This window comes from Methylobacterium sp. GXF4 (genome assembly GCF_000272495.1).
Lineage (GTDB): Bacteria > Pseudomonadota > Alphaproteobacteria > Rhizobiales > Beijerinckiaceae > Methylobacterium > Methylobacterium brachiatum.
This window is the reverse complement of sequence record NZ_AKFK01000079.1, coordinates 108,130-120,830: the sequence shown is the minus strand read 5'-3', so window position 1 is coordinate 120,830 and position 12,701 is coordinate 108,130. Positions and strand designations below refer to the sequence as shown.

The following is a 12,701-nucleotide window of genomic DNA, read 5'->3' as shown; positions in this document are numbered from 1 at the left end:
CACCGCTGCCACGCTGGCCCAAAAACCGGAAAAGCAGATCGAAATCAACGACTTGCTCTGTATCGGCGTCGCCTTGACACCCAAGATAGGCGAAACTATGGTGCGCCCGCTTGATGGGGGCGTCCAGCCGGTTTCAGATCCTCCCGCCCTGTGAGTTTCAGCCGTGAACGGCGACGATTCCAGGGACGGGAACGGGACCGAGGGAACGCCGACGGACAGCGAACTCTCCGCGAGGCTCAGACGTCTCGAGACGCAGATCGAACGGAAGCGTCCGCAAGCCGCTCCCGATCCTTCCTTGCGGCCTCGGGGTACCGGGCCCTCCTCGCTTGGCCAGGCCATGACGATCTCCACGGAGTTCGTCGCGGGCGTGATCGCGGGGGGCATACTCGGCTGGATCGTCGATCATGTCTTCGGGACGAAACCCTGGGGCCTGATCGTCCTCCTGATGCTGGGGTTCGTGGCGGGGATCTACAACGTGATGCGGGTGTCAGGTTTTGCCGGCACGCGTCCCGGACGAGGCGACGGGCAAGAGCCATAAGGCACGCCGGTCGATAGAGGTTTGAGGCGATCGACGCTGTCGATGCGCCGGATCAAGAGGGGCGGAAGCGGGAATGGCGGTCACGATCGACCCGATCCATCAGTTCGAGCTGAAGCCGCTCGTATCGCTGGGCCATATTGGCCATCAGCAACTCGCCTTCACACAATCCGCTCTGTACATGTTCGCCGCCGTCGGGGTGATCGCGCTGATCACCGTGGTGGCGACGGCCTCGCGCTCGGTTGTGCCGGGGCGGATGCAGTCTCTGGCCGAGATCTTCTACGAATTCATCGCGGATACGCTGCACCAGGCCACCGGCGACGGCGGCAAGCGGTTCATGCCGCTGGTCTTCTCGCTGTTCATGTTCGTGCTGATCCTGAACCTGTTCGGCATGATCCCCTACGCCTTCGCGGTGACCAGCCACCTGATCATCACCTTCGGCCTCGCCGCCCTGGTGATCTCGGTCGTGGTGATCTACGGCGTGATGAAGCACGGCACCCACTTCTTCGGCCTGTTCGTGCCGTCGGGCGTGCCGAAGCCGCTCCTGGCGATCCTGGTGCCGATCGAGATCATCTCGTTCATCTCCCGGCCGATCAGCCTGTCGGTGCGTCTGTTCGCCAACGTGCTCGCCGGCCACATCGCGATGAAGATCTTCGCGTTCTTCGTGGTCCAGCTTCTTCTCGCAGGTGCCTGGAGCGTGCTATCGCCGCTTCCGCTGTTCCTGACGATCGCGCTCACCGCTCTCGAGTTCCTCGTTGCGGCGCTTCAGGCCTACGTCTTCGCGACGCTGACGGCGATCTACCTCAACGACGCGCTCCACCCCGGCCACTAGGCTCACGCCCCGGCCGCTCAGCTTCACCCCGGCCTCCCCGTTTGGCCGGCTCCACCCGCCGCGAACGTCACCGCACGTTTCGATCTGAAGAGACCTCAGGAGTTATCATGGATCCCGTCGCTGCGAAGTACATCGGCGCCGGCCTCGCCTGCCTCGGCATGGCGGGTGCGGGCATCGGCCTCGGCAACCTGTTCGGTCAGTTCCTCGCCGGCGCCCTTCGCAACCCCTCCGCGGCCGACGGCCAGCGCGCCACCCTGCTCCTGGGCTTCGCCCTGACCGAGGCGCTGGGCATCTTCTCGCTGCTCATCGCGCTGCTGCTGCTCTTCGCCGTCTGATCGACGCGCTTCGGGGGCCGCGGGCGACGCGGCCTCCACCGGGCTCTCACCGCCCGACCACCAGGTGGGCGCTTCGCGAACGAGGCGTCCACCTTCTTCCGTCACCGCGTCGGCGGTGACCCAAGCGAACGGTGTCAGTGTAGCGGTCTCATGGCGCAGCCGAATCCCCTCACCACGCCGCCCCCGGGCGCCGACACGCAGCTCGTGCCCGGCCATGTCGAGCATGCCGAAGCGCATAGCGGCGCCTTCCCGCCCTTCGAGACCTCCGGATTCCTGTCGCAGCTGATCTGGCTCGCGCTGGCCTTCGGTCTCCTCTACTACCTGATGGACAAGGTCGCGCTGCCGCGGATCCAGGCGATCCTGCATGCCCGCGCCGAGCGCCTGCGCGCCGATCTCGACCAGGCCCAGGCGATGAAGGCCGAGGCCGACGCCGCCGGAATCGCCTACGAGACCGCCTTGCGCGATGCCCAGGGCAAGGCCCGCGACATCGCCCAGACCACCCGGAACGAGCTGGCCGCCGAGGCCGACGCCAAGCGCAAGGCGCTCGAGACGGAGCTGAACGCGAAGCTCGCCACCGCCGAGGCGACGATCCGCGCCCGGACCGAGGCCGCGATGGGCAACGTCCGCAGCATCGCCGGCGAGGCCGCGTCGGCCATCGTCGAGCGCCTGACGGGCCAGGCGCCCGATTCGGCGACGCTCGACCGCGCCCTTGACGCCACCGCACATTAACGGGAACCCACGATGCTGCTCGAAGCCGAATTCTGGGTCGCCGTCGCGTTCTTCATCTTCATGGGTATCGCCTGGAAGGCCGGTGCCTTCTCGGCGATGACCAAGGGCCTCGACGGCCGCGCCAACCGCGTCCGTCACGAACTCGACGAGGCCAAGCGCCTGCGCGAGGAGGCCGCCACCGTGCTGGCCGACTACAAGCGCCGTCGCGCCGAGGCCGAGAAGGAAGCGGAGGCGATCATCGCCAGCGCCCGCGAGGAGGCCAAGCGCGCCGCCGAGGAGGGCCACCGCAAGCTCGACGACTTCCTGGCCCGCCGTACCAAGGCCGCCGAGACCAAGATCGCCCAGGCCGAGGTCCAGGCCGAGGCCCAGGTTCGTGCGGCCGCTGCCGACGCGGCCGTGAAGGTGTCCGAGACGATCCTGCGCGAGCGGCTGCAGGGCGATGCCGCCCAGGGCCTGATCCGCGCCAGCCTCGGCGAGGTCCGGACCCGCCTCCGGTCCTGATCGTCCGGGAGCGGATCCACCGACCAGAAGCCGCCTCCGGGCGGCTTTTTTCATGGGTGGTCCCGGTCGACGATCGTGACGGCGACGCGGGCTACGGCGCGGGGACGATCCGGAACGTCGCGGCCAGCACGTAGGGCGATCCGGGCACATGCGCCCCGTCGCCCTCCCGCCGCACGCTGATCGCGTAATCCTGGCGGGGCGACAGCAGGCCGGGCGGAAGGTCCAACGCGAAGCCGCACCGTCCCGTCCCGATGCCCTCGATCGCGAGATCCTCGCGGAACAGGTCGGCCCGGCACCGTCCGAGGACGCGCCGCTCGATCGCGACCAGGACGGTCACCGGAACGTCCGGCGCGTCCATCTCCCAGGCCCAGCCGACGATGCGGCGGTGGCTGAGCACGTCGATACTGCCCCGCAGCGTCACGGCGGCCCCTTCTAGGATCAGGCGACCTGTGCCGGGCGCCATCCGCTCGCGGCATCGAACACCATCGCGCCGATCATCGCGCCGTCCATCGAACGACGCACCGACACCATGTGGAGCACTGCCGGCATCAGGCCGCTCTCCAGGCCGAGGTCGAATCCGTGCCGCCCCGCCCCAATCGCGGCCGCGCCGAGATCGGGCCGGTCGATCTCGGCGAGTGTCATCGCGACCACGATCCCGTCCACCACGATGTCGAGGCAGACCGGTCCGGCCGGATGCGCCGTATCCTGTGCCCAACCTGCGACGCGCAGGTCGCCGTCCCGGATTTCACACAGGTCCAGATTGCCGCGAAGCGCCCCGAATCCCGGCGCGTCCACCGACAGGCCGGCCCGCAGGTTCAGGCGGCGGTTGAGGGCCGTCAGCGCGGGGCCATGCGCGACACGCTCGGCATAGGGTTTCGGCGCCGAACCCATGTCCGGCCGCGCGTCCGCGCCGTCGAACTGCGCGCGCAGGCCGGCGGCGGCGAGAAAGCTCTCCGCGGGAATGGCCTCGGCCAGCAGCATGTCGTGGGTGTCGAGCTCGACATGCCAGTAGGTCAGGTCGATCACCGCTTCGCCGCGGGTGATGGTTCGGCCGTTGACCAGATGGCCTGCGGCAACGAGCAGGCCATCCAGCAGGAGCGCGTGGTCCGGGGACACCCGGAGATCGCGGGCGGGCGCGCCGTCGGCCAGGGCGCCGGCCCTGATCCGAACCGGCCGGTCCGCTGGAGGCGCGGTCAGCCCCGGATAGCGGCGCGTCCCGATCCACCGGATCGGGCGCCGCTGTCCCGAAGCGGTCACGACCCTCTGGCCGACCCGAAGATCCTCGACCGCGATCTCGCCGTGTTCCGTGAGGATCCGGGTGCCGGTGCAGTAGCACGGGGCCGGGTTGGCGGAGAGCGACGATCCGGGGGCGACCGCCGTTCCCGACGGTGCCGCGGCGGCACCCGTTGCGGGCGACGCTGTCGCCGGACCGGTCGCTGGCGATGACGCGGCGGCCCCGGTGGCCGGCGATGCGGCAGCAGGACCCGACACGGATGATGGCGCGGCCACCCCTCCCGGGACGGGCGATGAAACAGCCCCGACGGTCAAGGTCGACCGGGCGGCCACGGCCCCGTAGAGGCCCGGATCGTACCCATCCGGCGAGGAAACCCGGCCCCGCGGCACGGCGACCGCGTTCGCGCTGTTGGAATAGACCCGGATGTAGTCGATGTTCGACGTGATCGGGCTTCCGGTTGCGGTCCCCTCGCTGCGGACCGCGAGGTTGGCCAGCAGATACATCGGGCTGTGCAGGTCCGACGGTGTGGTCTGCGAGCCGGTGAGCTGGCCGTCGACGTAGAAGCTGATCTTGTCCGGCTGCCAGTTCATTCCGTAGGTGTGATACCCGGACGGATCGTTCAGCTCGGTGACGACCTGGCGATTGTCCTGCCAGCGGATGCCGTTCTGCGGATCGGTCGTGTGGATCGTGCTGTACACGCTCCGGTCGCCGTTGCCGTAATGCTCGACGACATCCAGCTCCTGGTGGCCGTTCGTGCTGCTCGATTGCGCGCTCTGCTGGTTCGGCAGCAGCCAGAAGGCGTCCCAGGCATTCGGATCGTTCGAGAAATCCGCGCGGATCTCGAAGTAGCCGTATGTCTGCGAAAAATTCCCCTGCGTGGTGATCAGGCCGGATTCCCAGCTGCCGGGAACCCCCGACGGGGTCCGGTCCGGCACGGCGGTGATCGACAATATGCCGTTCCGGACGCTGAACGGATCGTAGCCCGAGGCGGGATCCACGAAGGAGGACCGCCCGAAGCCGGTATCGGCCGTCCCGTCGGCGCTCCGCCACTCGGCACGGGTATCGGCATACGTGGTTCCGGCACCGGTCGACGAGATGCTTCGCGTATTGAATTCGTCGTCGAAGGTCAGGCGATAACCGGTGAGATCGACCATTCAAGCCGCCCCTTCTAGGCAGATATTCCGCTAATTATGGCTGAAAGCCGCGTTTAACATCAGTTTTCATCAACGATCAAATGGTTAATGGATCGTTACGAAGGGCGCCGGCTTGAAGCTCGCGACCCAGCCCGCCGGTTGCCGAGGACGCCATCGGCGGGCGCGAGGACGGTTTGGATCGGCCGTCGCACGGGCCCGCAGCGCGATGGCCCTGAGCGATCGGACGACGACCAGTCCATGCGCGTTCGAGCGGCTTGGAAGCTCCTTCACCCGGCCGGTCGCCACGGGCCACTTGAGGGACTGGTAGCCACGTCCGAACATCGACGCCTGCACCGCGTTCACCGGAAACGAAATTCCAGGAGACGGCATGGCGGACAAAGCACGGATCGTGATCATCGGCGGCGGCGTCGCGGGCATCGAGGTCGCCACCAGCCTCGGGCGAGGCGGCAAGGCCGAGGTGGTCCTGGCCGATCGCAGCCTGTCCCATGTCTGGAAGCCGATGCTGCACACCTTTGCGGCGGGAACCGCCCGGCCCGACCGGCAGAAGGTCGATTTCTTCGCGCAGGCGCGGCGCAACGGCTTCCGGTTTCAGCCGGGAACCCTGATCGGGATCGACCGCCCGGCCCGTCATGTCCGCCTCGCGGTCGAGGCGGCGCAGGGGCGGCCGGAGGCGGATCTCGCCTACGATCTCCTGGTCCTCGCCATCGGCAGCCGGGCCAACGATTTCGGGACCCCCGGGGTGGCCGAGCATTGCCTGACCATCGACGACCTCACCGAGGCCGAGTCGTTCCACCGCCAGCTGCGGCGCCATCTGCTGGCCCGGCTCGATAGCCCCGAGATGCTCGAGATCGCCATCGTGGGCGGGGGCGCCACCGGCGTCGAGCTGGCGGCGGAACTGAAGCACGCCATCAACCTGGCTTCGGATTACGGCTCACCGGACCTGCCGCGCAGGCTGCGCCTGACCCTGATCGAGAGCGGGCCGCGCCTCCTGCCGGCCTTCCCGGAGCGGGTATCCCGGGCGGCCGCCCGGACCTTGTCGGATCTCGCCGTTGAGGTCCGGACCGGCGCCATGGTCACCGGCGCGGATGCGTCCGGCTTCACGTTGCAGGACGGCAGCCGCATCGCCGCCGGGCTCAAGGTCTGGGCGGCCGGCGTGAAAGCGCCGGACGTGCTCGGCGCGGTCGAGGGCCTGGAGCGCTCGCGGACCGGGCAACTCGTGGTCGGTCCCGACCTGCGCACGACCCGGGATCCCGCGATCGTCGCCCTCGGGGATTGTGCCAGCCAGACCGATCCCAAGACGGGCAAGCCGGTCCCGGCCACAGCGCAGGCGGCACGGCAGCAGGCGCAGCACCTCGCGTCTCATCTCGGGCGGGCGCTGGCCCGGGGGGACACGGTGGCGTCGGAACTGCCGCCGTTCCACTACGTCGAGAAGGGCGCCATCGTCTCCCTGGCGGATTTCAACGGCTGGGGCACGCTGGGGCGCTACACGTTCGGGGGCGGCCGCCTCAACGGCCTCTCGGCGCGGCTCACGCACGATCTGCTGTACCGACAGCACCAGATCGGCCTGTACGGTCCTTTGCGCGGGACGATGACCTGGATCCTCGACGACCTCGATCACCTGATCAGTCCGCCGGTGAGCCTCGATTAGCGCGGCCCGTCAATCGGTGCGCTCACCCTCGACCTCTTTGGTCTCCTCGACCTGGGGCGCGACCTGGCCGTAATTCAGGACCGCCACCAGGGTGACGCCGCCGATCGTGTTGCCGAGCAGCGTCGGCAGGAAGAACCGCATCCCGTAATCCTCGAGCGATGCGGCGCCGGTGATCAGCAGGAAGAAAGCCTCCACCGATCCGGCGACGATATGGGCGAGGCCGCAGAGCGAGACCAGCCAGGTCATCAGCAGGATCACGAAGGGGGCGGCGCTGCCGGTCGCGGGCAGGAACCAGACCATTAGGGCAATCATCCAGCCGGCGAACACCCCTTTCACGAAGGTGGACCAGAATCCGTGCGCGATGGCGTCGTGGCTGATCTCCGCGAAGGCCTTGAGCACCGGCGGCTCGAACGCGCCGGCATGAGCCAGCACCGTGGCGATGGCGAGCGTTCCCAGGATGTTGCCGCACAGGACGATCAGCCAGAGCCGCACCACGCGGAACGCCGTCTTGATCGAGCGGTCGTGCAGGAGCGGCAGGATCGGCGTGATCGTGTTCTCGGTGAACAGCTGCTGGCGTCCCAGGACGACGACTAGGAAGCCGATCGAGTAGCCCATCGTGGTGACGACCTTCACCCAGTCGGCCTCGGGCAGGTGGCTCTTCAACACCCCGGGGACGATCAGCGACAGGGCGATGCTGAGGCCCGCCGCGAAGGCCGACAGGAACAGGGCGAGGCCGTGGCGCCGCAGCTCCTCGTCGCCTTCGAGTCGGATCACCTCGTGCAGGACGTAGGCGTCCGGCCGTCCGATCTCGGAGACTTCCTTGAGCAGCTCGTCGCGCCGGGCCTCCTTGTCGGCCCGTTCGTTCTGGTCCCGAATCATCCGCTCAGCTCCGCGACGCAACCCAACCGGATGCCGGGATCTCAGGCCGACAGCTGTGCCAACAACGCCTCGACGGCCTGGCGTGCCTCCGCGAGGGCCTGTGCATCCCGGCTGCGCACGACGATCCGGTTGCGAAACCCGTCCGGCGTCATCGCCGGATAGGAGCCGATCGACACGGCCGGCCGGGCCTTGGCGATCTCGCCGAGGTCGCTGGCGTAGTGCCCCTCGGGCAGCCCACCCGCCTCGATGGTCTCGGACATCATCGCGGCACCGCCCTTCAGGGTCGGCGCGATGGCGTCCAGCATGGCCTGCATCACGCTCGGCACCCCGGCCATGACATGGACGTTGCCGATGCGGAAGCCCGGCGCCTTCGAGACCGCGTTGGGGATCAGGTCGGCCCCGAACGGGATCCGCGCCATGCGCAGGCGGGCCGCGTTCAGGTCTTCGGGCTTGTGGCGCTCCAGCAGCATCGCCCGCGCCCGCTCGTCGATGTCGATGCCGACCCCGAAGGCCTCGGCCACGCAATCGGCGGTGATGTCGTCATGGGTCGGGCCGATCCCGCCGGTGGTGAACAGGTAGGTGTAGCGCGCCCGCAGAGCGTTCACCGCCTCGATGATCATGGCGGCCTCGTCCGGCACGACCCGCACCTCGCGCAGGTCGATCCCGGCGGCGGTGAGGAAGTCGGCGATGGTGCCGATATTCTTGTCCTTGGTGCGCCCCGACAGGATCTCGTCGCCGATGACGAGGATCGCGGCGGTGATCGGATCGGAAGGCTGGTCCATGGGACTCTATGGTCGGAGGGAAGGTCGGGGCCGGATCGCGATCCGGCCGATCGATCCTGCGCGCATCGGTCCCGCCGCTCCAGCGGTGACACCTGCGACGGCGGATGGTCAGCAGATAGCGCGGCCGCCGGCCCGGACCACACGAACCCGGAGATATCCGATGCTCTTCGCCGCGCCGCTCATCCCGGGACGGCTCGTGCAGCGCTACAAGCGCTTCCTGGCCGATATCGAGACCGATGACGGCCTCGTCACGGCCCATTGCCCCAATCCCGGCGCCATGCTCGGCCTCAACCTGCCGGGCCGGCCGGTGCTGCTGTCGCGCTCGACCAACCCGACCCGCAAGCTGCCTCTGACCTGGGAGCTGGTGGAAGCCGACCTGCCGGGCGGTCCGCAATGGGTCGGCATCAACACCCTGCGCCCGAATGCGCTCGTGGCCGAGGCGTTTCGCGCCGGCGTGATCGGTGCGCTCGCCGGCCACGACGTCTTCCGGCCGGAGGTCCGCTACGCGCAGGCCAGCCGGGTCGATTTCCTCGCGAGCGGCGCGGCAGCCGGGCCGTGCCACGTCGAGGTGAAGAACTGCCACATGATGCGTCGCCCCGGCCTCGCGGAATTCCCGGACTGCGTCGCCGCCCGCAGCGCCCGGCACATGCGCGACCTCGCCCAGGTGGTCGCAGACGGCGGCCGGGCCCTGGTGGTCATCGTGGTGCAGATGCACGCGGAGGCGTTCGATGTCGCCCGGGACATCGACCCGGCCTTCGACCGGGCGTTCCGGGAGGCATGCGCGGCGGGCGTGGAAGTGCGCGTCTATCGCTGCGCCGTCAGCCCGGCGGGCGTCGCCCTGACCGACGAGATCCCGGTGATCACCCCGCCGTGATCCGTCGCGTGGAGACCGTGCGGGGTTTGTGCTAGGATCTTAGCGTTACTGCCGCGGTACCGACGCATCCCATGGCCGACTCTGCGCAGCTCGACCACCATGTCTTCGACGCTGCCGCGTTCCGCGCATTCCTAGAGACGCGCCCGTCCGAAGAGCGGTGGGAGCTGATCGAGGGCATCCCCATGCAGTCGGCCGCTCCGAGGATCGCGCATCAGCGGATCGCGAGCAATTTCGAGCGGCATCTGAATGCCGTGCTGCGCCGCTCGCGGCCCGCTTGGCGGGCCGACCGGGAGATCGGGATCGAAGTTTCCAGCCGGTCCTCGTATCGACCAGAACCCGAGGTCACGGTGATCGACGCGCAAACCGATACGGAGCGCAGCTTCACCGATCGCTTTTACCTCGTGATGGAGGTGCCGTCGGCCAGTGACCGCGGCCGATTGCTCGAGAGTAAGCTGCGATTCTATCGCTCCCATCCCAACAATGGCTTCATCGTGGTGGCCGAGCAGGACATGCTGTCGGTGACGATCCACGAGCGGCGCGGCGCTGCGACCTGGGTCGTCACGACCTATGCGGCGCCGGATGATCAGCTACTGCTGGGTGATCTCGGCCCGATCTGCACTCTCGCCGACATTTATCTCGACACACATCTCGACCCGCGCCGCCAAGCATGACGGCGCCGTCGGATCGGCGCACGCCTGTCACCCCGCCCTGACCGGCGCCCGGCGCTCGAACATCAGGTTCAGGCGGGAGCGTGAGATCTCGCGGTAGCCGAACCCTTCCAGGTGCCGGGGCAGGTCGAGCTGCCACTGTCCGGTACCGTTCTCGATCAGCAGGATGCGCGGGAGCAGCGCTTCCGGCGCCTCGCGCAGGAACGGCTCAAGGATCAGGTCCTCGGCGCCTTCCACGTCGAGCTTGATCGCGTCGACGCGCGTCAGGCCCTCGGCCCGCAGCAATCCGATGAGTGTCACGGCCGGCACCGTGATCCGTGCGCCCTCGTTGGTGCCCACGATCCGCAGGCTCGATTCCCCGCGGTTGCGGGGGTCGATGAACAGGGTCAGCTCACCGGCTTTGTCGGCCACCGCGCAGGCCACCGCCTTGACGGTGTGGAACGGGTTCTGGGCGATGTTGTAGGTCAGGCGCGCGAATACGTCGGGCTGCGGCTCGACCGCGACGATCCGGGCGGCCGGTCCCGAGAACGCCGCCACGCACAGGGCATAGGCGCCGATATTGGCGCCGATATCGAGGAACACGCAATCCTGCGGCAGGCGCGCCTGCAGCATCGCCCGCTCCTGCGGGTCGAAGAATTGCGGCGTGAACAGCACCTTCTTCTCGCAATTGTTGTTGTAGGGGTGCAACCGCATCCGGGCCCCGTATCGGGTCACGTCGAGAGGCTTTCCGCCCAGCCGGGAGATCGCGATCCGGCGCAGGAACAGCGCGAGGCGCCGCCCGTACCAGGATTCGGCCGGGATCCGGTTCGTCCGCCGGGTGATCGCCGCGACGAGGCCGGCCGGTTCGTAGGTGCCGTAGGGCTTGGTATCGGTCATAACCGGGGCGGTGTGCCAGCCGGCGCCCTGCCCCGCAAGCGGATCGATCCGCGTTGCCCCCGCGCGGCCGGGTGGTCTAAGCGTCGGGTCTCGTCAAGGCACCGACACGGCACGGGTTGCGCGGCATGGATTCCTTCGATTCGGACAGCGTGCGGATCGCCTATATCGACGTCCCTCCGGCGGAAGGGGCCGGTACGCCGGTCCTGCTGATCCACGGCTTCGCCTCGAACCACGCGGTCAACTGGGTCAACACCCAGTGGGTGCGGGCGCTGACCCAGGCCGGCTACCGGGCGATCGCGCTGGACAATCGCGGCCACGGGGAGAGCGAGAAGCTCTACGACCCGGCGGCCTACAGCTCCGAGGCCATGGCCGGGGACGCGGTGCGGCTGCTCGACCATCTCGGGATCCAGCGCGCCCACGTGATGGGCTACTCGATGGGGGCCCGGATCACCGCGCATGTCGCCCTGGACTATGCCGACCGGGTCCGCTCCGCCCTGATCGGCGGCCTCGGCATGCATCTCGTGGAGGGCAAGGGCCTGCCGTCCGGGATCGCCGAGGCCCTCGAAGCGCCCGCCGGCACACCCGCCCCGAACCCGACCGCCGCGGCGTTCCGGACTTTTGCCGAGCAGACGCGCAGCGACCTGCGGGCGCTCGCCGCCTGCATGCGCGGCTCGCGCCAGACCCTGAGCCGGGCGGAACTCGCCCAGATCGAGGTGCCGGTGCTGGTCTCGGTGGGCACCCTCGACACGGTCGCGGGCTCCGGCCCGGCGCTGGCTGCCTTGATCCCGGACGCGCGCGCCCTGGAGATCGAGGGCAAGGACCATTCCACCGCGGTCGGCGCCAAGCCGCACCGGGACGGCGTCTTGGCGTTCCTCGCCGCGCAGCCCTGAAATCAGCTCTTCAGGCGGTAGCCGGTCCGGAAGATGTAGGTGACGAGGCCGAGGCAGATCACCAGGAACAGCGCGGTCATCCCGAGGCTGATCGCGATGCTGACATCGGCCTTGCCGAAGAACGCCCAGCGGAAGGCGCTGATCAGGTAGACGACCGGGTTGACCAGGCTCACCGCGTGCCAGAACGGCGGCAGCATGTTGATCGCGTAGAAGCTGCCGCCCAGGAAGGTCAGCGGCGTCACGACGAGGAGCGGCACCAGCTGGAGCTTCTCGAACCCGTCCGCCCAGAGCCCGATGACGAAGCCGAACAGGCTGAACGTGACCGCGGTCAGCAGCAGGATGCCGATCATCCAGATCGGGTGATCGATCCGCAACGGCACGAACAGCGCCGAGGTCGCCAGGATGATCAGGCCGATCAGGATCGACTTCGAGGCCGCCGCGCCGACGAATCCCAGCACCACCTCCAGCGGCGAGATCGGGGCCGACAGGATCTCGTAGATCGTGCCGGCGAAGCGCGGGAAGTAGATGCCGAACGAGGCGTTCGATATGCTCTGCGTCAGCAACGAGAGCATGATCAGCCCGGGCACGATGAACAGCCCGTAGGGCACGTCGTCCACCGCCGAGACCCGCGAGCCGATCGCGGCCCCGAACACCACGAAATAGAGTGTCGTCGAGATCACCGGGGCGAGGATGCTCTGCCCGGCGGTACGCCAGAAGCGGCCCATCTCGAACCGGTAGATCGCCCGGACGGCCGGCCAGTTCAT

Annotated in this window: 15 protein-coding genes; 9 read left to right on the top strand and 6 right to left on the bottom strand. The window is 68.6% G+C overall.

Annotated elements, in window-relative coordinates:
• Positions 1-163 precede the first annotated feature (163 nt).
• From WYO_RS22445 to WYO_RS22425, 5 genes are all read left to right on the top strand, one after another.
• Positions 164-538 carry an AtpZ/AtpI family protein gene (locus WYO_RS22445; protein ID WP_039903734.1) on the top strand — a complete coding sequence of 125 codons (375 nt, stop codon included), beginning with the start codon at positions 164-166 and terminating at the stop codon, positions 536-538.
• A gap of 73 nt (positions 539-611) precedes the next feature.
• A complete protein-coding gene (locus WYO_RS22440; protein WP_007566775.1) occupies positions 612-1,367 on the top strand; it encodes a F0F1 ATP synthase subunit A in 756 nt (251 codons plus the stop codon).
• Positions 1,368-1,474: 107 nt separating this feature from the next.
• Positions 1,475-1,702 (top strand): F0F1 ATP synthase subunit C, encoded by a 228-nt coding sequence (locus WYO_RS22435; protein WP_007566773.1) that lies wholly within the window; start codon positions 1,475-1,477, stop codon positions 1,700-1,702.
• A gap of 150 nt (positions 1,703-1,852) precedes the next feature.
• Entirely contained in the window at positions 1,853-2,431 is a 579-nt protein-coding gene (locus tag WYO_RS22430) for a F0F1 ATP synthase subunit B' (protein WP_007566768.1), read from the top strand.
• 15 nt (positions 2,432-2,446) lie between these two features.
• Positions 2,447-2,932, top strand: coding sequence for an ATP F0F1 synthase subunit B (locus tag WYO_RS22425; RefSeq protein WP_193375362.1), 486 nt, complete (start codon positions 2,447-2,449; stop codon positions 2,930-2,932).
• 91 nt (positions 2,933-3,023) lie between these two features.
• Here WYO_RS22425 and WYO_RS22420 read toward each other — a convergent pair whose 3' ends face one another.
• The gene (locus WYO_RS22420; RefSeq protein ID WP_007566764.1) at positions 3,024-3,395 is read right to left on the bottom strand and encodes a hypothetical protein; all 372 of its coding nucleotides are present in this window, start codon (positions 3,393-3,395) and stop codon (positions 3,024-3,026) included.
• Positions 3,371-5,320 carry a Hint domain-containing protein gene (locus WYO_RS22415; protein WP_007566763.1) on the bottom strand — a complete coding sequence of 650 codons (1,950 nt, stop codon included), beginning with the start codon at positions 5,318-5,320 and terminating at the stop codon, positions 3,371-3,373. The genes WYO_RS22420 and WYO_RS22415 overlap by 25 nt, the downstream gene beginning before the upstream one ends.
• Positions 5,321-5,687: 367 nt before the next feature.
• Between WYO_RS22415 and WYO_RS22410 the strand changes: the two genes are divergently transcribed.
• Entirely contained in the window at positions 5,688-6,968 is a 1,281-nt protein-coding gene (locus WYO_RS22410; RefSeq protein ID WP_007566760.1) for an NAD(P)/FAD-dependent oxidoreductase, read from the top strand.
• A gap of 9 nt (positions 6,969-6,977) precedes the next feature.
• Here the strand turns inward: WYO_RS22410 and WYO_RS22405 are convergent, their stop codons facing one another.
• Positions 6,978-7,847 carry a formate/nitrite transporter family protein gene (locus tag WYO_RS22405; protein WP_007566759.1) on the bottom strand — a complete coding sequence of 290 codons (870 nt, stop codon included), beginning with the start codon at positions 7,845-7,847 and terminating at the stop codon, positions 6,978-6,980.
• Positions 7,848-7,888: 41 nt separating this feature from the next.
• A complete protein-coding gene (locus tag WYO_RS22400; RefSeq protein ID WP_007566757.1) occupies positions 7,889-8,629 on the bottom strand; it encodes a molybdopterin-binding protein in 741 nt (246 codons plus the stop codon).
• Positions 8,630-8,789: 160 nt separating this feature from the next.
• Between WYO_RS22400 and sfsA the strand changes: the two genes are divergently transcribed.
• Together sfsA and WYO_RS22390 are read left to right on the top strand one after the other, a co-directional pair.
• Entirely contained in the window at positions 8,790-9,503 is a 714-nt protein-coding gene (gene sfsA / locus WYO_RS22395; protein ID WP_007566755.1) for a DNA/RNA nuclease SfsA, read from the top strand.
• A gap of 71 nt (positions 9,504-9,574) precedes the next feature.
• Positions 9,575-10,174 carry a Uma2 family endonuclease gene (locus WYO_RS22390; RefSeq protein WP_007566753.1) on the top strand — a complete coding sequence of 200 codons (600 nt, stop codon included), beginning with the start codon at positions 9,575-9,577 and terminating at the stop codon, positions 10,172-10,174.
• 27 nt (positions 10,175-10,201) lie between these two features.
• On the opposite strand, the gene WYO_RS22385 is transcribed toward WYO_RS22390, so the two are convergent.
• Positions 10,202-11,047, bottom strand: a complete 846-nt coding sequence (locus WYO_RS22385; protein ID WP_007566751.1) for an FkbM family methyltransferase — start codon at positions 11,045-11,047, stop codon at positions 10,202-10,204.
• Between the two features lie 125 nt (positions 11,048-11,172).
• Here WYO_RS22385 and WYO_RS22380 point away from each other — a divergent pair, with 125 nt between their 5' ends.
• Positions 11,173-11,937 carry an alpha/beta hydrolase gene (locus WYO_RS22380; RefSeq protein WP_007566749.1) on the top strand — a complete coding sequence of 255 codons (765 nt, stop codon included), beginning with the start codon at positions 11,173-11,175 and terminating at the stop codon, positions 11,935-11,937.
• Positions 11,938-11,939: 2 nt separating this feature from the next.
• Here the strand turns inward: WYO_RS22380 and WYO_RS22375 are convergent, their stop codons facing one another.
• Positions 11,940-12,701: an ABC transporter permease gene (locus tag WYO_RS22375; protein WP_039903772.1), complete on the bottom strand. Its 762-nt coding sequence runs from the start codon at positions 12,699-12,701 to the stop codon at positions 11,940-11,942.

Coding starts and splice junctions, on each gene's coding strand:
- WYO_RS22440 (WP_007566775.1), top strand. CDS start 612: ATGGCGGTCACGATCGACCCGATCCATCAGTTCGAGCTGAAGCCGCTC.
- WYO_RS22435 (WP_007566773.1), top strand. CDS start 1,475: ATGGATCCCGTCGCTGCGAAGTACATCGGCGCCGGCCTCGCCTGCCTC.
- WYO_RS22430 (WP_007566768.1), top strand. CDS start 1,853: ATGGCGCAGCCGAATCCCCTCACCACGCCGCCCCCGGGCGCCGACACG.
- WYO_RS22420 (WP_007566764.1), bottom strand. CDS start 3,395: ATGGCGCCCGGCACAGGTCGCCTGATCCTAGAAGGGGCCGCCGTGACG.
- WYO_RS22415 (WP_007566763.1), bottom strand. CDS start 5,320: ATGGTCGATCTCACCGGTTATCGCCTGACCTTCGACGACGAATTCAAT.
- WYO_RS22410 (WP_007566760.1), top strand. CDS start 5,688: ATGGCGGACAAAGCACGGATCGTGATCATCGGCGGCGGCGTCGCGGGC.
- WYO_RS22405 (WP_007566759.1), bottom strand. CDS start 7,847: ATGATTCGGGACCAGAACGAACGGGCCGACAAGGAGGCCCGGCGCGAC.
- WYO_RS22400 (WP_007566757.1), bottom strand. CDS start 8,629: ATGGACCAGCCTTCCGATCCGATCACCGCCGCGATCCTCGTCATCGGC.
- sfsA (WP_007566755.1), top strand. CDS start 8,790: ATGCTCTTCGCCGCGCCGCTCATCCCGGGACGGCTCGTGCAGCGCTAC.
- WYO_RS22390 (WP_007566753.1), top strand. CDS start 9,575: ATGGCCGACTCTGCGCAGCTCGACCACCATGTCTTCGACGCTGCCGCG.
- WYO_RS22385 (WP_007566751.1), bottom strand. CDS start 11,047: ATGACCGATACCAAGCCCTACGGCACCTACGAACCGGCCGGCCTCGTC.
- WYO_RS22380 (WP_007566749.1), top strand. CDS start 11,173: ATGGATTCCTTCGATTCGGACAGCGTGCGGATCGCCTATATCGACGTC.
- WYO_RS22375 (WP_039903772.1), bottom strand. CDS start 12,701: ATGAACTGGCCGGCCGTCCGGGCGATCTACCGGTTCGAGATGGGCCGC.